This is a genomic window from Clostridium drakei (assembly GCF_000633595.2).
Classification (GTDB): domain Bacteria; phylum Bacillota; class Clostridia; order Clostridiales; family Clostridiaceae; genus Clostridium_AM; species Clostridium_AM drakei.
Genome location: NZ_JIBU02000023.1, coordinates 128,426 through 147,167 on the forward strand (window position 1 = coordinate 128,426; position 18,742 = coordinate 147,167).

General features: G+C 30.3%; 20 protein-coding genes. 9 read left to right on the top strand and 11 right to left on the bottom strand.

From position 1 onward, the window contains the following. Window positions 1-24: 24 nt before the first annotated feature. The 4 genes from EG57_RS0212400 to EG57_RS0212415 form a co-directional block, all read right to left on the bottom strand. A complete protein-coding gene (locus tag EG57_RS0212400) occupies window positions 25-918 on the bottom strand; it encodes an Ig-like domain-containing domain (protein WP_052037891.1) in 894 nt (297 codons plus the stop codon). Window positions 919-1,477: 559 nt separating this feature from the next. Continuing rightward, window positions 1,478-1,942, bottom strand: a complete 465-nt coding sequence (locus tag EG57_RS0212405) for a hypothetical protein (protein ID WP_052037893.1) — start codon at window positions 1,940-1,942, stop codon at window positions 1,478-1,480. Between the two features lie 109 nt (window positions 1,943-2,051). Continuing rightward, window positions 2,052-2,252, bottom strand: a complete 201-nt coding sequence (locus EG57_RS0212410) for a hypothetical protein (RefSeq protein ID WP_032077528.1) — start codon at window positions 2,250-2,252, stop codon at window positions 2,052-2,054. Window positions 2,253-2,473: 221 nt separating this feature from the next. Then, a complete protein-coding gene (locus EG57_RS0212415) occupies window positions 2,474-2,677 on the bottom strand; it encodes a hypothetical protein (protein ID WP_032077529.1) in 204 nt (67 codons plus the stop codon). A 177-nt stretch (window positions 2,678-2,854) separates the two neighbouring features. Between EG57_RS0212415 and EG57_RS0212420 the strand changes: the two genes are divergently transcribed. Together EG57_RS0212420 and EG57_RS0212425 are read left to right on the top strand one after the other, a co-directional pair. After that, the gene (locus tag EG57_RS0212420; protein WP_032077530.1) at window positions 2,855-3,181 is read left to right on the top strand and encodes a helix-turn-helix domain-containing protein; all 327 of its coding nucleotides are present in this window, start codon (window positions 2,855-2,857) and stop codon (window positions 3,179-3,181) included. A gap of 28 nt (window positions 3,182-3,209) precedes the next feature. Then, window positions 3,210-3,671 (top strand): ImmA/IrrE family metallo-endopeptidase, encoded by a 462-nt coding sequence (locus EG57_RS0212425; protein ID WP_032077531.1) that lies wholly within the window; start codon window positions 3,210-3,212, stop codon window positions 3,669-3,671. A 54-nt stretch (window positions 3,672-3,725) separates the two neighbouring features. On the opposite strand, the gene EG57_RS0212430 is transcribed toward EG57_RS0212425, so the two are convergent. Further along, window positions 3,726-4,145 (bottom strand): hypothetical protein, encoded by a 420-nt coding sequence (locus tag EG57_RS0212430; RefSeq protein WP_032077532.1) that lies wholly within the window; start codon window positions 4,143-4,145, stop codon window positions 3,726-3,728. A 180-nt stretch (window positions 4,146-4,325) separates the two neighbouring features. On the opposite strand from EG57_RS0212430, the gene EG57_RS0212435 reads away from it, so the two are divergent. Genes EG57_RS0212435 through EG57_RS0212445 form a run of 3 tightly spaced genes read left to right on the top strand, consistent with a single transcriptional unit; the run spans window position 4,326 to window position 8,488 of the window. Further along, window positions 4,326-4,808, top strand: a complete 483-nt coding sequence (locus EG57_RS0212435; RefSeq protein ID WP_032077533.1) for an NADH-quinone oxidoreductase subunit NuoE family protein — start codon at window positions 4,326-4,328, stop codon at window positions 4,806-4,808. A 30-nt stretch (window positions 4,809-4,838) separates the two neighbouring features. After that, complete coding sequence (locus tag EG57_RS0212440) at window positions 4,839-6,719, top strand: NADH-quinone oxidoreductase subunit NuoF (protein ID WP_032077534.1); 1,881 nt, start codon at window positions 4,839-4,841, stop codon at window positions 6,717-6,719. A 26-nt stretch (window positions 6,720-6,745) separates the two neighbouring features. Continuing rightward, a complete protein-coding gene (locus EG57_RS0212445) occupies window positions 6,746-8,488 on the top strand; it encodes an NADH-dependent [FeFe] hydrogenase, group A6 (RefSeq protein ID WP_032077535.1) in 1,743 nt (580 codons plus the stop codon). A gap of 126 nt (window positions 8,489-8,614) precedes the next feature. Here the strand turns inward: EG57_RS0212445 and thiH are convergent, their stop codons facing one another. Genes thiH through thiS form a run of 4 tightly spaced genes read right to left on the bottom strand, consistent with a single transcriptional unit; the run spans window position 8,615 to window position 11,583 of the window. After that, on the bottom strand, window positions 8,615-9,775 hold the full coding sequence (thiH, locus tag EG57_RS0212450) for a 2-iminoacetate synthase ThiH (RefSeq protein WP_032077536.1): 1,161 nt from the start codon (window positions 9,773-9,775) through the stop codon (window positions 8,615-8,617). A 13-nt stretch (window positions 9,776-9,788) separates the two neighbouring features. Continuing rightward, entirely contained in the window at window positions 9,789-10,559 is a 771-nt protein-coding gene (locus EG57_RS0212455) for a thiazole synthase (protein WP_032077537.1), read from the bottom strand. A gap of 15 nt (window positions 10,560-10,574) precedes the next feature. Continuing rightward, window positions 10,575-11,384, bottom strand: a complete 810-nt coding sequence (gene thiF / locus EG57_RS0212460) for a sulfur carrier protein ThiS adenylyltransferase ThiF (RefSeq protein WP_032077538.1) — start codon at window positions 11,382-11,384, stop codon at window positions 10,575-10,577. A gap of 1 nt (window position 11,385) precedes the next feature. Next, window positions 11,386-11,583: a sulfur carrier protein ThiS gene (gene thiS, locus EG57_RS0212465; RefSeq protein ID WP_032077539.1), complete on the bottom strand. Its 198-nt coding sequence runs from the start codon at window positions 11,581-11,583 to the stop codon at window positions 11,386-11,388. Window positions 11,584-11,817: 234 nt separating this feature from the next. Between thiS and EG57_RS0212470 the strand changes: the two genes are divergently transcribed. Next, the gene (locus EG57_RS0212470; protein WP_032077540.1) at window positions 11,818-13,665 is read left to right on the top strand and encodes a stage V sporulation protein D; all 1,848 of its coding nucleotides are present in this window, start codon (window positions 11,818-11,820) and stop codon (window positions 13,663-13,665) included. An 87-nt stretch (window positions 13,666-13,752) separates the two neighbouring features. Here EG57_RS0212470 and EG57_RS0212475 read toward each other — a convergent pair whose 3' ends face one another. Continuing rightward, window positions 13,753-14,394: a DUF5105 domain-containing protein gene (locus tag EG57_RS0212475; protein WP_032077541.1), complete on the bottom strand. Its 642-nt coding sequence runs from the start codon at window positions 14,392-14,394 to the stop codon at window positions 13,753-13,755. A 274-nt stretch (window positions 14,395-14,668) separates the two neighbouring features. Between EG57_RS0212475 and EG57_RS0212480 the strand changes: the two genes are divergently transcribed. After that, the gene (locus EG57_RS0212480) at window positions 14,669-15,193 is read left to right on the top strand and encodes a DUF1256 domain-containing protein (protein ID WP_032077542.1); all 525 of its coding nucleotides are present in this window, start codon (window positions 14,669-14,671) and stop codon (window positions 15,191-15,193) included. A 34-nt stretch (window positions 15,194-15,227) separates the two neighbouring features. Here the strand turns inward: EG57_RS0212480 and add are convergent, their stop codons facing one another. Further along, window positions 15,228-16,253 carry an adenosine deaminase gene (add, locus tag EG57_RS0212485; protein WP_032077543.1) on the bottom strand — a complete coding sequence of 342 codons (1,026 nt, stop codon included), beginning with the start codon at window positions 16,251-16,253 and terminating at the stop codon, window positions 15,228-15,230. A 540-nt stretch (window positions 16,254-16,793) separates the two neighbouring features. On the opposite strand from add, the gene EG57_RS0212490 reads away from it, so the two are divergent. Together EG57_RS0212490 and pabB are read left to right on the top strand one after the other, a co-directional pair. After that, window positions 16,794-17,378, top strand: a complete 585-nt coding sequence (locus EG57_RS0212490) for an anthranilate synthase component II (RefSeq protein WP_029161622.1) — start codon at window positions 16,794-16,796, stop codon at window positions 17,376-17,378. 4 nt (window positions 17,379-17,382) lie between these two features. Then, entirely contained in the window at window positions 17,383-18,732 is a 1,350-nt protein-coding gene (pabB, locus tag EG57_RS0212495; protein WP_032077544.1) for an aminodeoxychorismate synthase component I, read from the top strand. Window positions 18,733-18,742: the final 10 nt, after the last annotated feature.

Sequence of the window (18,742 nt, forward strand, 5' to 3'; positions counted from 1 at the left end):
TTTCTATTTCACATTCCATATATTCTAAATAGTTGTGAAATCAACTGATATTGGTGTAGTATCTGCTGTTGAACTTCCTGCACTTCTTATTGCTAAAGCTTGTGCTGTATATGTTACTCCTGCAGCTATTGATGTTGGAACAAATATAACTATTTTTTTAGCAGTATCTATAGTTACATTTCCAGGAATTACTGTGCCATCTGACTTTTTTGTAACTTTAAAATTAGTTACAGTTGCATCTGCATCATTAATTGCATTTGTAAATGTCCATGTAACTTTACAATCTGATCCTACAGTTACACCTGGTGTTGTATCGCTTGGTAATGTTGGTTCTGGTGGTGTTGGTACTTTAGGTGATGTAGGTGTTAATTCTTCACCAGGAAGTGAACTTACATAACTAATATATACAGGCTTCTCTCCTCTTTTAGGTCTGCTATGACTTTCAAACTGTGGTACAAGAAATTTTCCATTTTGGAATTTAAAATCTACTGGCTTTCCTTTATTATGTTTGAAAGAAAATTTTACATATCTTAAAGTTGAACTATCATAATCTTTTTCTTCAGTGTATATATTCAATGTATAGGGATGTTTGTTTACTACTTTACCAATTTCAGGCCCTTCATAACCTGTTTCTGTCATTATCCCTCCATCTACTATACTCATTAATTCAGTAGTAAATGTATTGTTCTTAAGCTTTGTATCATATCCTATACAAATATCCTCTGTTCTATTCATTGCAATAATCCTATTTTTTACTCTTAAAATTTCCTCCTTTCCAGCTGACAAATCTGCTTTAGTATCCGCATCTTCGGCCGTATCAAACCTATATGCCTTTCCTGTTACCTCATCAATAATTTCTGCTAATACAATGTTTGCTATAGGCATGCCTTCTAATTGAGTTGATATTTCTTCTGCCATTTTAGTACCTCCTTAATTTTTGAAATCTTTCTTTTATAAATATTCACACATATGCTAGTAGCTTATTAACTACATTTAAATAGTATTTACTGTGAATTTATAAATTGTTGTAAAATCATTACTTACTCACCTCCTTATAAAAATTTAATTATATTTAATGCTATTTTAGCTATGTGTGCGCTATTAAAATATTTTTATTATTATATGTCTTGTACTTTTCTATTTTCATACCTCTCACATATCTTAAACTTAAGTAAGCACTAGTTCTATTAACTAATGCTTACTTAAAACAATATATATTTATTATATTTTTTAATTTCATCCTCAGATCTGTTTTCTTAAGACAATCATTGTAATATGTATTAATCGATATATTATTTTTCAAAGTTTGTTAATTAATTAGTACATATTTTAAACCATTCTATAAATCATCTAAAAAATCAATTGTTTTACTTTCCCTGTAAATATCTTTTCTTTTACTATTTATAGTTTACTCCAACTAATCGAAATCTTTCTATATATTTTTACAGAACTTTTACAGAATTTTTTAATAAACTTTTCAAAACTTCTTATATGGGAAAATAATTAGTACCATTTTTTTTATGGCAGCATTCTTTAAAGCCCTACATGTTACATCACAAAATCCCATTATTTCAGCGATTTTCAGCCAACCAAGCTTTCTATTGTTTCCAAAATACTTTAGCTCTATTACTCTTTTTTCATCATTACTTAAGCTTTCTAATGCATTGTCTACTTTTTCAACTTGAATCTCCTTACTTCGTTTTAGTTTCGTTAAAAATTTCAATTCTTTGTTTCTATGTTCTACTTCATTTTCTACCGAACTATTAAATGCATTAGTTTCCCCAGTCTTTTCTGAATATATTATAGACCCACACCCTCTATAATCATTTTCCAATTCTTCTATATCCAATTGAAGATTTTTCACTTCGTTTTTTAATGCAATATAATTCCATAACATTCCTTCTATTTTTGAATATAAATTCTTTATTTCTTCGCTTATCATAATCGTCCTCCTTTTTGTATAATGAATATAAAGTTTCTATTTTATAAATAATATTACATTTCATATCTTTATCAATGTGATTTATTAAATAATTCTAATCTTAAATTTGTTATATTTTCTGTGCCTTTTCCTTAATTTTTTCGTCATACTCTATTCTTATTCTCAATTGTTCATTATACCTTTCTAATATTCTATCTAATGCCTTCTCCGCTTTTTTAAAACTTATCTCTGCAATTATTGCTATAGCTTTTATTGTTGCAATCCTTTGTTTTTCTCTTTTTTCTATATAATTAATTGTTTCTTTACTCATATTCATTCCTCACATTAATATAATTTTTAAACTATAATACAAAAATACTTAATTCTATTAAATATAATGGTATTTACTCAACCTTTTTATTTCCTATCTTTTAAAAAAATTTTCATTTAACTTTAGCCAATAATATTGGTTTATCATATTACCATTTCCTTAATTAAACATAAATTCCCATTTAACTTTTCTTAATTAATTATTTGTTGCTTTTTACGTAACTAATGATTAAAAAAAATCCTCATTAGATCAGAAATTTTTAAAATTGTTACTATCTTCTGAATCTCAGCTTGTGTAAACTTCTCTGGTGATTTATTCAATCTAGTTGATAGTGTTTTTGTAGATATCCCCATTTCATTTGCTAATTTACCTATAGTATAATTATTTAATACCATTTGGGCCTTTAGCAATTTTACATTAACCATGCTTATCACCTCCAATCTTTAGTAACGTTTTCCGTAACTAAATACTATCATGTAGTATATTTCATGTCAATACGTTTTACGTAACTTTTTTTCTATCAAACGCGTTTTTTGTTGCGTATCAAGTAATTTATGATATAATATAAATAAATTGATTAATTTTTATTAGGGGTATATAAAATGAATATGAATGAAAAAATTAGAACTAGGCGTGAAGAATTAGGTTTTACTCTTCAACAAATTGGTGATTACTTAGGCGTTTCTAAAGCTACTATACAAAGATATGAGAGTGGAGAAATAAAAAACCTTAAATTAGAATCAATAGAAAAATTAGCTAATATATTAAAGGTTTCACCTTCATATCTTATGGGATGGGAAGAAAATACAAAAGAACAGTCTAATCAAATCGATACTATAGCTGCACATTTAGAAGGTAAAAATATAACACCTCAAAAAATGAAGTTATTAGAAAAATATATAGATGCTTTATTTGATGACGAAGAATAATTTTATGACATAAAGGTGGGGGAATTATATGACTTACGATAAATTACTTATTGAATCCGAAAACAATGGCTTAATTATTAAAGAAAAGCCACTTGCATATGGTTTCAAAGGATTATATAAGAATAAAAAAATAATTATAAACCAAAAAATAAATACATCTTCTGAAAAAAGATGTATTTTAGCTGAAGAACTTGGACATCACTATACGTCCTTTGGTAATATATTAGATCAATCAAATATAATCAATGTAAAACAAGAAAAACGTGCTAGAAATTGGGGATATGAAAAATTAGTAGGAATTGTATCTTTAATAAACGCATTTGAAGAAGGTATTAAAGGAAAACATGACCTAGCTGAATATCTAAATGTAACAGAAAAATTTTTAGAAGATGCTCTTAAACATTATAAAGAAAAGTATGGAATTTATTATGAAATAGATAATTATATAGTTTATTTTGAACCAAGCTTAACAGTACTAAAGATTTTTTGAATACTAAGCATTTTGGGCTATATAAAGTACTTTATATAGCCCTTTTTGAGTCTTTTATTCCAAAAGTTCTTTTATATCCTTATAAATTAAAGCAGCAGATATCCCACCATAATATCTTATTATATTATCAATAACCGTAATAGGTGCCTCAAATCCCCTATTTATAGTTTCATATATCCTTTCATATTCTTTTTCTATATCAATTTTATCTAACTCTATAAATTCTAGCTCTACATTATCTTTAACATCGCTGTCATTAATAAATTCCTTTAATTCTTCAAAAACTTCTCCTATATTTTTCGTTTTCTTATCTTCAATGGTTTTTGTACACCCTCCGCCACTGCATCCGCTGCAACTTTTATTTTCTCCACTGCCACAACCACTGCAAGAACTGTTTTTGTGACTGCATCCACAACCTTGAGAAATTTCTTTATATTTGAAGCCAAATATTTCAACTTTAATTTTATCGTTCATTATTATATATCCTTTCACCTAGCTAACTTTTTACTATTATATCACTTTTATCAGTATATTATCTATTTAAAAAGTTCAAATTTCAACATACATTATATAATAAAAATTCCTTATAATGCCCATACTATTTTGAGAATATAAAAAAGAAGGATGGTGAAAAACCTGCATAGCAGGGAAATTATGGATGTATGTAAATTAGACAATGAAAAATTAAAAGAACTCTCCTCCTATATAGATAATTTAGAAGAAAAGGAAGGTTCTCTTATAAATGTTCTTCACAAGGCACAAGACATATTTGGATATCTTCCTGAAGAATTACAAATATTTATTGCCAACAAGCTTGATATTACTGCTGCCAAAGTATTTGGTGTAGTCACTTTTTATTCATACTTCACTATGGAACCTAGAGGTAAGCACGTAATAAGCATATGTATGGGTACTGCCTGCTTTGTAAAGGGAGCAGAAAAGGTTTTAGAAGAATTTAGGAAGCAACTTAAAGTAAAAGATGGATTCTCCACAGAAGATGGACTATTCACCATAGATATTTTAAGATGTGTTGGTGCTTGCGGTCTTGCACCAGTAGTTGTAATTGATGGAATGGTTTATGGAAAAGTAAAGGTTGAAGACGTTGAAGGAATATTAAGTCAATATACTGTAGATTAAAATATTAAAACTTGATGTGGAGGTAAATATATGGATAAAATTAAATCCTTTGAAGAACTAACAGCTTTACGGGAAAAATTCAAAACTAAAGTTGAAAATCGTACCATTGAAAATGCAAATAAAAATATAAAAAAGAGCATACTTGTATGTGGTGGAACAGGATGTCATGCTTCAAAAAGTTTAGATGTAATCAAAGCATTAGAAAAGGAAATCAAAAATGCAGGTTTAGAAAATGAAGTTAATGTTGTTTCCACAGGCTGCTTTGGATTTTGTGAAAAAGGTCCTATCGTTAAAGTTGTACCTGATAACGTTTTTTACGTTGAAGTCACTGCTGAAAAAGCAAAGTTAATTGTATATGAACATATTTCAAAAAACATAATCGTTGATGAATTATTATATAAAGAGCCATCTTCAAACAATAAAATATCTAAACAAAGAGATATTCCATTTTATAAAAAACAAAAAAGAATTGCTCTTAGAAATTGTGGTCTTATAAACCCAGAAGATATTACTGAATACATAGCAATGAATGGTTATGAAGCTTTAGGTAAAGTTTTAACACAAATGACTCCTGATAGTGTAATTGATGAAATAAAGAAAAGTGGCCTTAGAGGCCGTGGTGGTGGTGGATTTCCTACAGGCATAAAATGGGAAATGACCAAAAAATCCAACTCTGATACAAAATTTATAATTTGTAATGCTGACGAAGGTGATCCTGGTGCCTTTATGGATAGAAGTATCTTAGAAGGAGATCCTAACGCTGTACTTGAAGCTATGGCTATTGCAGGTTACTGTATAGGTGCAAATAAAGGCTACATTTATATTAGAGCTGAATATCCTCTTGCAATAGGCAGATTAAGAATTGCCATAAAACAAGCTTATGATTTAGGTTTATTAGGTGACAATATTTTTGGCACTAATTTTTCCTTTCATATTGATTTAAAATATGGTGCTGGAGCTTTCATATGTGGTGAAGAAACTGCACTTATAAATTCCATAGAAGGTGGTCGTGGTGAGCCTACTGTAAAACCTCCTTTCCCTTCTCAGATAGGATTGTGGAAAAAGCCTACTAATATAAATAATGTAGAAACTTTAGCAAATATTTGTCCTATTATATTAAAGGGTTCTGAATGGTTTAGTTCTATAGGAACTGAAAAAAGTAAAGGAACTAAAGTTTTTGCATTGGCAGGTAAAATTAATAATGTTGGTCTCGTAGAAGTACCTATGGGAATAACTTTAAGAGAAATAATATTTGATTTGGGTGGAGGTATTCGAGGCGGCAAAAAATTTAAGGCCGTTCAAACTGGTGGACCTTCTGGAGGATGTATTCCTGCTGATCACTTGGATATTCCTATTGATTATGAAAGTCTTACTGAAATAGGCTCCATGATGGGATCTGGGGGAATGATAGTAATGGATGAAGACGACTGCATGGTAAATATATCAAAATTTTATCTTCAATTTAGTGTAGATGAATCCTGTGGAAGATGTACTGCTTGCAGAATTGGAAATAAGAGACTTCTAGAAATTTTAGAGGATATCACTAAAGGAAAAGGTACCATGGAACATCTTGAAGGACTAAAAGATTTATCCTATGTAATAAAGGATTCATCTCTATGCGGCCTTGGCCAAACATCACCTAATCCAATTATAAGTACAATGAAATTTTTCTGGGATGAATATGTAGCTCATGTAAAAGATAAACGCTGTCCTGCCGGAGTTTGCACTGCACTTTTAAAATACAATATAGATCCAGAAAAATGTATTGGATGTACAGCTTGCACAAGAGTGTGTCCTACAGAAGCTATTTCTGGTGCAGTTAAGAAAACTCATGTAATAAATAAAGAAAAATGTATAAATTGTGGTGGCTGCAGTACTGTTTGTAAGTTTTCTGCTATTACAAAGCAATAATAACTTTAAGAAAGGAGTTTGTAAAAATGAAAATGGTAAATTTAACTATAAATGATGAAAAAGTATCAGTACCAGAGGGCACTACAATTTTAGATGCTGCAAAAAAAATAAATATAAACATACCTACTCTTTGCTACCTTGATCTTCACGATATAAAAATGGTAAATAGAACTTCTTCCTGTAGAGTTTGTCTTGTTGAAGTTGAAGGAAGACGTAACCTTGCACCTTCTTGCTCTACTGAAGCTTTTGAAGGCATGATTGTTAGAACCAATAGCCCTAGAGCAATAAAAGCAAGGCGTACTATGGTAGAACTTTTATTATCAGATCATCCTACTGACTGCCTTGTCTGTGAAAAGAATACACAATGTCAACTTCAATTAATTGCTGCTGAATTAGGTATAAGAAAAATAAAATATAAGGGTGCTATGTCCAATTATAAAAAAGATTCCTCCAGTGGCGCTATATATAGAAACCTGGATAAATGTATAATGTGCAGACGATGTGAAACTATGTGCAATGAAGTTCAAACCTGCCAAGTTTACTCTGCAGTAGATAGAGGCTTCGAAACTGTAATATCTCCTGCATTTGGTCGTCCTATGCTTGATACACAGTGTACATTTTGTGGTCAATGCGTATCTGTATGTCCAACTGCAGCTTTAACTGAAGTCAGTAATGTAGCTAAAGTGTGGGAAGTACTAGCTGACCCTGATAAATATGTAGTAGTTCAAACTGCCCCCGCTATAAGAGTTGCTTTAGGAGAAAAATTTGGAATGGAGCCTGGAACCATTGTAACTGGCAAAATGGTTGCAGCATTAAGAAGATTAGGTTTTGATAAGGTATGTGATACAGACTTTGCAGCAGATGTAACTATTTTAGAAGAAGCCCATGAATTTATAGATAGACTTCAAAATGGAGGAAGGCTTCCAATACTTACAAGCTGCTGCCCTAGCTGGGTTAAATTTATAGAACATCAATTTCCTGATCTTTTAGATATACCTTCAACTTGTAAGTCCCCACATATAATGTTTGGCACTTTAGCTAAAACATATATGGCAGAAAAATTAAATATTGATCCATCTAAAATTGTAGTAGTTTCAATTATGCCATGTGTTGCAAAAAAATATGAAATAAGCAGACCAGAACTTGAACACGAAGGCCATAAAAATGTTGATCTTGTAGTTACCACAAGAGAGCTTTCAGATATGATAATGGAGGCAGGAATAGATTTTAATAAACTTCCTGATGAAGATTTTGATAATCCACTTGGAGAATCCACAGGTGCCTCTGTAATATTTGGAACTACTGGCGGTGTAATTGAAGCAGCTCTTAGAACTGCCTACGAATGGATTACTGGAGAAACTTTAAAAGAAGTAGAATTTCATAGTGTAAGAGGTCTTGATGGACTTAAAGAAGCTAGTATTAACATTGATGGCAAAGATATACACATCGGGGTAGCTCACGGTCTTGGTAATGCAAGAAAACTTCTTGAAGAAATAGCATCTGGCGAATCAAAATATCATGCTATAGAAATAATGGCCTGTCCTGGAGGATGTATTGATGGAGGAGGGCAGCCATATCACTTCGGAGATTTAGACATTGTGAAAAAAAGAATGGAAGCTATATATAGAGAAGATAGAAATAAACCTATAAGGAAATCTCATGAAAACCCTGAAGTTCAAGCTCTATATAAAGAATTTATTGGAGAAGTAGGAGGTAAAAAAGCTCATGATCTTCTTCATACTCATTATACAAAAAGACAAAAGTTATAGCATAAGTGATATTTAAACTTGAAAGTTATAAATAGTTGAAAATTGACAATGTAAAGTTAACAGTTAAGAAACTCATCCTTTAACTGTCAACTATCAATTGTCAATTCTCAATTTTTATACGGATAGTTAAACATAAACATAATCATTCATTACTGGTTGTAAACCTTGCTCCTTAATTGCCTCATATACTTCATCTACAGACCTTGTATCCGCAATTTCAAACTGGTCATCACCCTTATCCTCTACTTCTTCAACATGACTTCCGATCCCAGTACTAACACCAGCTGAAATTTTAGTAGCTGCTAGTCCAATTACATTGTTACGAAATCTTTCACACTCTCTTGTTGAAATAGTAATACTTGCAAAAGGCATAAAGAGACGATATGCTGTAATCACCTGTAAAAGCTGAGGTTCATGAACATCCTTAGGATTTATTTTATCATTGTTTATAATTGGTCTTAGCCTCGGACAGGAAAAAGCAATTTCTGCATGTGGATATTTTCTTTGCAGAAGATACGCATGCATTCCTGTGGCAAAAGCATCCTTACGAAAATCATCTAGTCCAAGCAAAGCTGCAAAACCAACCCCACGCATGCCACCCTTTAAAGCTCTTTCCTGAGCATTAATTCTATATGGGAATATACGTTTATGCCCTGCTAAATGAAGAGTTTCATATTTATCTGAATTATATGTTTCTTGAAATACAGTAACAAAATCTGCACCACATTCATGAAGATATTCATATTCATCAGAATTCATTGGATATACTTCCAAACCAACCATCTTAAAATACTTACGTGCTATTTTGCATGCTTCTCCAATATATTTTACATCTGACATTTTTCTACTTTCTCCAGTAAGAATCAATATTTCTTCTAAACCTGTTTTAGCTATAGCCTGCATTTCTCTATCTATTTCTTCAGAATTCAATCTTGCACGTCGTATTTTATTGTGACAGTTAAATCCACAATAAATGCAGTAATTTTCACAGTAATTGGCAATATATATTGGAGTAAACATATAGACAGAATTGCCAAAATGCTTTCTTGTTTCCTCCTTTGCAAGTCTAGCCATTTCTTCTATAAATTTTTCAGCTGTAGGAGATAATAATGCTGCAAAATCTTCTGGTGTACGGTATTCATGCTGCAATGCTCTTTTTACATCTTGTGATGTATATTTATTGTAATCATAAGCATTCATACTATTTATGACTTGATTCATAACATTTGACTCCAGTACTTCCATTCCTGGCACATATTCCATATGATTTGTACGTTGTTCATCCATAAATCCATTCCTCCTATTCTGCCAAAAATCCAGTTAATGGCGAAGATGCAGATGCACCCTTATCCAATACACGTCCTAAACCAGAAAGATATGCTGCACGTCCTGCTTCAATTGCTTGCTTAAAAGCTCCTGCCATAACTGGAATATCACCAGCAGTTGCAATTGCAGTATTAGCCATAACAGCTGCAACACCCATTTCCATGGCTTCACAAGCTTGAGATGGACGTCCAATTCCTGCATCAACAATAATAGGAAGATCAATTTCATCTACAAGTATCTTTATAAAATCTTTTGAACTCAATCCTCTATTAGACCCAATTGGTGATGCCAAAGGCATAATACAAGCTGCTCCAGCGTTGTATAAATCACGAGCTACATTTAAATCCGCATGCATATATGGCATTACTACAAATCCTTCCTTTGCAAGAGTTTCTGTAGCCTTAATTGTTTCGTAATTATCTGGAAGTAAATATTTTGAATCATGAATTACTTCAATTTTTACAAAAGTTCCACATCCTAATTCTCTTGCTAGTCTTGCTATTCTAACTGCTTCCTCAGCATTTCTTGCACCTGATGTATTTGGCAGTAAAGTTACACTTTTAGGAATATAATCTAAAATATTCTCATTACCTTCAGTATTGGCACGTCTTACTGCTAAAGTAATTATCTCTGCACCAGCATTTTCTATTGCTGCCTTAATTAAATTTAAATTATATTTTCCTGAGCCTAAAATAAATCTAGATGAAAATTCATGTCCTCCGATTATTAATTTATCATTTTCCATTATTTACATTCTCCTTTAAACTTCTTCTATACCTAAAATTAATCTCAAAATCATATTAGCTTGATGCCCAGCACAAATAGTTACTCTAGGAGCCATTAAACCTCTTCCTGGTTCTGCATTACTTTTTCCATCTCCACATAAATAGAAATTGTTAAAAACTTTTCTGGTATTAATGAAATTGCTGCTTTCATAGCCTGCCAAACCAGATGCTGACACCAATTTAATTTCCGACTGCTTTTCTAATAAAGTATTTATTAGCATTGCTTTATATTCAGCCCTATCAAAGGCTTCACAAACAATAGAATCATTTTCAAATAAAAAAACAGCATTTTCTTCTGTAACTTTTATATTATCAATAGAAACTTTAATATAGGGGTTAATATCTTCAATTTCTGATTTTAACGCTTCTGTTTTTTTCATTCCCAAATGTCTTATTTTATACGCTTGTCTATTTAAATTACTTGGCTCTACTATATCAAAATCTACTAAATGAAGATGTCCTATGCCAGTTCTTGCAAGAGCCACTGCAACATTTGAACCTAGACCTCCAAGACCTGCAATTGCCACTCTTGCTCTCTTTACCTTTTCATGTACAAATGGTGTATGTCTAGCCATCATCAATGCTTCTAATTCATCTTCTGAAGGCATAATACCTTTTTCTATAAAAGATACACTATCTCCATCATTAAGCGTAATATCATTTTCTGTTTGAAATCCATTGTAAATCATAATAATATTAGAAACTTCTGAAAATAACTCTTTCCTTAATGAACATAATGAACAACATTTTATTGTTCTATTCTTTCCATTTACATAAATATTCATATTAACCTCCTCCTACAAAACCAACTACCTGGATAGAGTCACCATCTTCAATCTTTTTGTTAACATACTGAGATTTTGGTATTATATCACCATTTAATTCAACAGCAATTCTTATTAGTGAATAGCCTTCACTAATAAGAAGCTTGTCCAAAAATATATCATTAGTACAATTTATTTTTTTTTCATTTAGTTTTATCACATAATCACCTCTTTTGCATAAGCAAAAAAGTCACACGAAGAAACTACACCCATGGTGGTGTACCCCTTCGTGTGACTCTCACACTCTAAATTCTATTATTTTATTATGTTTTTTATTATATCACTCTAGTAAATTATGGTCAATTTAAATTTAATACAGCACAATTTATTAAATTTTTTATTATATTTTATGCTTTTTTGTGGATTATATCTTATAATAGTTTTATAACATTATATGATTGCTAAAAAGCCATCATTGAAAAAGGAGGTAACCATTCTGGTACAAAAGAGAAAAAACAACTCATCTAAAAAATCATTTTTTATACTAGTTATGCTAATTTTTATATTTTTAGGTTTAATAGGAAGACTTTTTTATATCATGCATATTAAGTCTCCAGTCTATAAAGCCAAAGCTTTAGATCAATGGACAAAGGATTATGAGATTCCTGCCAGAAGAGGTAGAATACTAGATCGTAATGGTATGGAAATAGCTGTGAGCATGAATGCCTATAGAGTTGATCTTGATATGGTTACATTAAGAGAAACTTTAATAAATAAAAAAATTACAATGGATCAACTCGCTGAAAAGTTATCACCTATACTAAATGTAACCACTGATAAAATATCTACTATTTTAAACAGAACTTTACCTAATGGAAAACCAATACAATCTGCTATTCTAGCTAGAGGTGTTGATAAACCTCAAGTAGATAAAATAAAGGATTTAAATATCAGAGGTCTTATTATATCTTCTGATTCAAAAAGATATTATCCAAATAATAATTTTTTAGCTGGAGTACTCGGTTATGTAAATTTAGAAGGCAATGGTGTTTCTGGTGTAGAACTAAACTATAATAAGGAATTATCAGGAACTCCTGGACGCACTACCTTTGAAGGAGATAGAAATACATCTCAATTGCCCTATGGTAATTCAGATTATAAGGCTCCTGTTAATGGTAAAGATGTTGTTTTAACTATTGATGAGAACATTCAATCCATAGCAGAAAAAGCTGCTCAAAAGGCTCTAACTGATAACAAGGCTAAATCAGTTACCATAACTGTGATGGATCCTAAAACCGGTGAAATATTAGCCATGGTAAACAAACCAGATTTTGATCCAAACAATCCAGGAAAAGATTCAAAAGGGAATCCTGTAAAATCCGTGGGTGATGCTGTAAAAAACATTGCTGTACAAAGTGCTTTTGAACCTGGTTCTATATTTAAGGTAATTACTTCCTATGCAGCAATGAAAGAAAATGTAGCAAATGAAAATAGTTCATTTTATTGTAATGGCAGTGTGCAAGTGGATAAGCATCCTATTAACTGCTGGGATTTAAATGGTCATGGAGCAGAAAGTTTTGTTGACATAATTAAGAACTCCTGTAATGTAGGATTTGTCCAATTAGGACTTCAGTTAGGAAAAGGACGTTTAGGATACTATGTTTCTTTATTTGGATTTGGTCAAAAAACAGGTATTGATTTACCTGGAGAGTCTACTGGTATAGTTAAGAACCCTGAAAAATTAACTAATGTTGACTTGGCTACTTTAGCTTTTGGACAAGGTCTTTCAGTTACTGCCGTCCAATATTTAGCTGCTTTTAATTCTGTAGCAAATGGTGGTACTTGGATAAAACCTCATATTATGAAGCAAATAACTCATTCAGATGAAAACAATAATCCTGTAGTAGATAAAACCTTTACTGACCTTGGTAAAAAGTCAATTCTTGATTCTAATACTGCTGCTACTTTAAGAACTTATTTAGAAAAAGTAGTAAGTGAACGTAGTGGAGTTGGACATAATGCTTTTATTGAAGGCTATCATATTGCAGGTAAAACTGGAACTGCTCAAAAAGCAAATCCAAAAGGCGGTGGCTACGAAACTGATAAGTATTTTTCTTCTTTTGCTGGTATGGCACCTGTAGATGATCCTAAAATTACTTTACTAGTTTCAGTAGATGAACCTGACCCATCAAACTATTATGGCAGTCAAGTATCTGCACCAGTAGCTAAAGATCTTTTTAGCCAAATATTTAATTATATGATAATGAAAGGTCAATTATCACTGGATAAACCTGCTAACTAGTATATAAAAAGGGACTATTCTTAATATCACATAAAATGTGTTTATAAGATAGTCCCTTAATATTTAAATTAAATTCCAAATGAAATTTTATTTTTGACCAGAAACTAATTTAGCTACATCTGAAAAGAATTTACTTTCATTTTCTGGTAACCAAACTTTATCCTTTACCACAAATTTAAAAGTTTTTTCTTTAGCTTCTGATGGCTTGGTATTTTTTAATTCTGTTATTAAATTTTTGACAAAAGCATCTGTTAATTTTGTTTTAAGCTCTTTTTCATCTGTTATTCCTGAATTTTCAAATTCAGCAATAGCAGCCTTTGCAGCTTTCATAGAAATTGCTTCTAAATCAAAATAAGTTGATTTCAATTTTACATCAGCAGTTTTGTCATTTTGCGAAGCAACTTGTGCAGTTACTGTAACCTTTTTAAAGTCATCCATAATAGCATTGTAAATTGCATTCACCTGTGCATCTGTAATATTTAATCCTTGAGTTGTAAAAGTGCTTTTTATTTCTTTAAGAAACCCATTTTTTTCAGCCTTTACAGCATCATTAATTTCATTTTGAGATACTCCAATTTTTGATACACCACTTTGATCTCCTTTAATAGCAAATTCAACCAAAGTTTTCGCAGTTTCATCAGGACCTACCTTAGGCTTACATCCCATTAGCATTAAAGGAATCATTAGCAAACTCATGCATATTGCTAAATTTCTTTTTAAGTTTTTCATATTTACCCCCTGTAAATTATATATATTTTATTGCTATGTGAATATACCACATAATGTATATTTCGTCAATATTTTCTCAAACTTTACACATTTTTATGTAAATTTTATCATTATTTTCAGTATTAGATTTAATTTTAATCATTTATATATTAAAATACATTAAAATAGTACTTTTATATGTTAACATATGTATAATTTACTCATTAATAACTTAATTATTATAGGGAACAATAATTATAAATTTTTAAACATTTACTATGCAAAGGTGATATTTATGATTGTAGACAAAGTTAGATTAACTTCCCCTTATGCCGAAAATATAATAGTAAAATCACTAATAACTAATAATCTTATAAATAAAGATACCGCCATAATATGCTTAGGTACAAATGATTGTATAGAGGATCTAATTGGCCCCTTTACAGGTACTCTTATTGAAGAAAACAAAAAAAATTTAAATATTAAAGTATATGGTACATTAGATTTTCCCATTAATTCTCTAAATATTAAAAGTAAACTTACTCATATAGAGAAAAAGGAAAAGCATATTTTAACTGTAGATTCTATTTTATCCCTTAAAGATGACGTTGGAATGATATTATTAAAAAATGGCGGCATAAATCCAGGTTCTGCTTTAGGTAAAAATATGCCTTCAGTAGGTCACAGCAGTATTATGTGCAGCGTATCAGAAAAACTTCAATATCTGCTGCTTAATAAAAAGGTAAGCTTTAATGATATTTATAAATTTTCCAAGATTGTTTGTAATTCTATAATTAGGGCAAAAAACTTTGTCAATTAAAATAGAGAAGTTTAAGTTAACTCCTCTATTCTACTTATAATATTTCCAAAGCCTTTTCATACTGCTTTCTCAATATATTTTTGTCATCCTCAGAAGCAAAAGAAGCTTCTATTCCATTCTTTATTACCTTCTTTATATCTTCTAAAGTAAAATTTTGTTCTTTAACTAAATGATTAAACTCATTATTTAGAGATACATTAGAAACTGTCATATTGTCTGTATTTACCGTTACCACCAATCCTTCATCCAAATATTTTTTTATAGGATGAAATTCATAGGCTTTAACAGCTTTAGTATCAATATTACTTGTTATACACATTTCTAAAGGTATTTGTTTATCTTTTAAATATTCAACTATTTTTTCATCCTTAAAAGCATATACTCCATGTCCTATTCTTTCTGCATGAAGAATTTCAATTGACTTTATTATATTCTTCTCTATGCCTGTTTCTCCTGCATGTATTGTACAATGAAATCCATATTTTTGTGCTAAATCAAAAGCTTCCTTGTGAATTTCTGGAGGAAAATCATGCTCATTACCTGCTAAATCTACTGCTACTACTCCTTTTCCTAAAAATTTCTTACCTATTTCAACTAAACGCTTACTGCTTTCTACAGATTCATGCCTCATAGCACATAAAATCAGATTGGACATAACTCCATACTTTTTTCTTCCATCTTCCATAGCTTCAATAGCAGCTTCTATAACTTCCTCTGCTTTAAGTCCTTTTTGCATATGGTTAAAAGGAGCAAATCTTATTTCTATGTATCTTACATTATCTTTTGAAACATCTTCTAAGAGTTCACTAGTTATTCTATATATATTTTTTTTATTTTGCATAACTTTAATTGGTAATTCAAACTTATCCAGATAATCTTTTAAAGAATTGCATTCTCCAAAGACCTTTACATACTTCTCAAATTCTTTTAATTCTTTAGTTGGAATATCTATATTCTCCTTCACAGCAATGTCAATTATAGTTTGCGGTCTTAAACTTCCATCTAAATGACAGTGAAGATCTACCTTAGGGAGATTTTTAATTATTTTATTATAATCCATTTTAGTTCACCTCTTTCTAATATAATAACATTTATAATATAACAATTCTATAAAAGACGTCTAACTCTAAGTTATAAATATACAAATTAACGCGTTGTGCTAGATTTGATATTCTTAAATATTGAATTCTTTAGCTAATGAAACTTTAAAGCAAAATAAGTTTTTTTAGAAACACAATGCATTAAATTATAATAATAATATTGCTATAAATTACAGCAATATGCTATACTTAATTATAAATTACAGAAATTTAAGATTTCAATTTATATTTTCATTAATATAATATTTAAAAATAAAGGCATATAGTGTATAAACTTATCCAGGGTTTAGCCAACCTATGTACATTTAGAATTCTAACGAATTAAGTTGAAAGAATTCTAGTATACACAATATAAGAATTCTTGTCTAGTTAAAGATCAAGAATTCCAGCAGATCTCCTCTTTTATAAAGAGCGTAGGTATGCTTGTTGTTGGTACTATTAGATAAGCAAGATACATACTATATGTCTTTTTGTCATTTTTTAAGAGGAGTGAGTAGTATATGTTTCTTATGATTGATAACTATGATTCATTTGTATATAACCTGGTAAGATATTTAGAAGAATTAAAAGAAAATGTTATGGTCTACAGGAATGATAAATTAACATTGGAAGATGTAGAAAAAATGCACCCCAAAGGAATTATAATTTCTCCAGGACCTAAATCTCCTGAGCAATCAGGTATTTGTATAGATATAATCAAAAAATTTAGTAATAAAATTCCTATTTTAGGTATATGTCTTGGTCATCAATGTATTGGTTATGCTTTTGGCGCTAATATAATAAAAGGAAAAGAACCTGTACACGGAAAAGTATTCAAAGTGAATCATAAAAATACAGGAATATTTAAAGGTCTTAAAAATCCAGTTGGTGTTACAAGATATCATTCATTGATAATAGAAAAGGAAACACTTCCAAAATGTCTTAATATAACCTGTGAAACTACTGATGGAGTCATAATGGGTATAAGACATAAAGAATATCTTGTTGAAGGGGTACAATTTCATCCTGAAGCAGAATTAACAGAATGCGGACATGAAATGCTTAAGAATTTTATAGAAGAAGCAAAAAAGTTTACTAGGAGGTAATTATATGGATTTTTTGATTGAAGAAATACAAACAGATTTAGATGCTTTTGATATTTACTCATTATTTAAGGATGATAAAACAGTTACCCTTTTGGATAGTGGTATGGGGGCAGAAAACTTGGGAAGATACTCCTTTATAGGACTAAATTCCTTTACTAATTTTAAATATCAAGATAATATTTGTATTATAAATGGTAAAAAGTTTTATGGGGAGCCTTTTCAAGAGCTTAATAAACTTATTAACAAATATAAAATTGAAAACAATACCAAATTTCCATATGTAGCAGGTTCTATGGGTTATTTCTCCTATGACTTAGGAAGAACTATAGAGGATATTCCTATAATAGCTGAGGAAGAAGTAAAAATACCTGATTGTTATTTTTACTTTTATGACAATGCAGTGATAGTAGATAACTTAAAAAAGCGAACTTATATCACTGCCATTGGCATATTAAGATCAAAAAAAGACAGCATAAATAAAATAAAACATAAAATATTAAGTGGAAACAAGATCGAATATAGTGAAATACTTAGAAACAATACAAATTTTACATCAAACTTTATAAAAGACAAATACATAAAGACTATAGAAAAGGTTAAACATTTTATAAAAAGTGGAGATATTTACATTACTAACTTAACTCAAAGATTTTGTTGTGAAACAAAAAAAGAGCCCTATGAGATATACAAAGACTTAAGATACATAAATCCAGCACCTTTTGCTGCACTAATAAATGTTGAAGATTTCACTTTAATATCTTCTTCACCAGAGAGATTTTTAAAAATAAAAAATAACATTGTTGAAACAAGACCTATTAAAGGTACAAGACCTAGAGGTAAAAATGAGGATGAAGATTTAAAAAATAGACAAGAACTTATAAATAGTGAAAAAGATAAATCTGAGTTATTAATGATTGTAGATTTAGAGAGAAATGATTTAAGCAAAGTATGTAAACCTTACTCTGTAAAAGTAACAGAACTTTTTAAATTAGAAGAATACAGTACCGTATTCCATTTAGTATCAACTATTACAGGTGAATTAAAAGATGAATGCACATCAATAGACTGCATAAAAGCATGTTTTCCTGGTGGTTCTATAACTGGTGCACCTAAGGTTAGATCTATGGAAGTAATTGAAAAATTAGAACCTACTAAAAGAAATATTTACACAGGATGTATAGGATACTTAGGCTTTGACGGTAATGCAGATTTAAATATAGTTATAAGAACTATACTTATGAAAGGTAAAAAAGCGTATCTAGGGGTTGGTGGTGGAATCACTTGGGAATCTGAAGCTCAAGCAGAATATGACGAGACACTAGATAAGGCTAAAGCCTTAATGAAAGTGCTATAAAGGAGAGTTT

Bases quoted from the DNA above. Each gene is read 5' to 3' on its own strand.
- EG57_RS0212420 (WP_032077530.1), top strand. From the start codon at position 2,855: ATGAATATGAATGAAAAAATTAGAACTAGGCGTGAAGAATTAGGTTTT.
- EG57_RS0212435 (WP_032077533.1), top strand. From the start codon at position 4,326: ATGGATGTATGTAAATTAGACAATGAAAAATTAAAAGAACTCTCCTCC.
- EG57_RS0212430 (WP_032077532.1), bottom strand. From the start codon at position 4,145: ATGAACGATAAAATTAAAGTTGAAATATTTGGCTTCAAATATAAAGAA.
- EG57_RS0212405 (WP_052037893.1), bottom strand. From the start codon at position 1,942: ATGATAAGCGAAGAAATAAAGAATTTATATTCAAAAATAGAAGGAATG.
- EG57_RS0212480 (WP_032077542.1), top strand. From the start codon at position 14,669: ATGATTGTAGACAAAGTTAGATTAACTTCCCCTTATGCCGAAAATATA.
- EG57_RS0212415 (WP_032077529.1), bottom strand. From the start codon at position 2,677: ATGGTTAATGTAAAATTGCTAAAGGCCCAAATGGTATTAAATAATTAT.
- EG57_RS0212455 (WP_032077537.1), bottom strand. From the start codon at position 10,559: ATGGAAAATGATAAATTAATAATCGGAGGACATGAATTTTCATCTAGA.
- EG57_RS0212445 (WP_032077535.1), top strand. From the start codon at position 6,746: ATGAAAATGGTAAATTTAACTATAAATGATGAAAAAGTATCAGTACCA.
- EG57_RS0212470 (WP_032077540.1), top strand. From the start codon at position 11,818: ATGATTGCTAAAAAGCCATCATTGAAAAAGGAGGTAACCATTCTGGTA.
- EG57_RS0212410 (WP_032077528.1), bottom strand. From the start codon at position 2,252: ATGAGTAAAGAAACAATTAATTATATAGAAAAAAGAGAAAAACAAAGG.
- EG57_RS0212490 (WP_029161622.1), top strand. From the start codon at position 16,794: ATGTTTCTTATGATTGATAACTATGATTCATTTGTATATAACCTGGTA.
- EG57_RS0212425 (WP_032077531.1), top strand. From the start codon at position 3,210: ATGACTTACGATAAATTACTTATTGAATCCGAAAACAATGGCTTAATT.
- add (WP_032077543.1), bottom strand. From the start codon at position 16,253: ATGGATTATAATAAAATAATTAAAAATCTCCCTAAGGTAGATCTTCAC.
- EG57_RS0212440 (WP_032077534.1), top strand. From the start codon at position 4,839: ATGGATAAAATTAAATCCTTTGAAGAACTAACAGCTTTACGGGAAAAA.
- EG57_RS0212400 (WP_052037891.1), bottom strand. From the start codon at position 918: ATGGCAGAAGAAATATCAACTCAATTAGAAGGCATGCCTATAGCAAAC.
- EG57_RS0212475 (WP_032077541.1), bottom strand. From the start codon at position 14,394: ATGAAAAACTTAAAAAGAAATTTAGCAATATGCATGAGTTTGCTAATG.
- thiF (WP_032077538.1), bottom strand. From the start codon at position 11,384: ATGAATATTTATGTAAATGGAAAGAATAGAACAATAAAATGTTGTTCA.
- thiH (WP_032077536.1), bottom strand. From the start codon at position 9,775: ATGGATGAACAACGTACAAATCATATGGAATATGTGCCAGGAATGGAA.
- pabB (WP_032077544.1), top strand. From the start codon at position 17,383: ATGGATTTTTTGATTGAAGAAATACAAACAGATTTAGATGCTTTTGAT.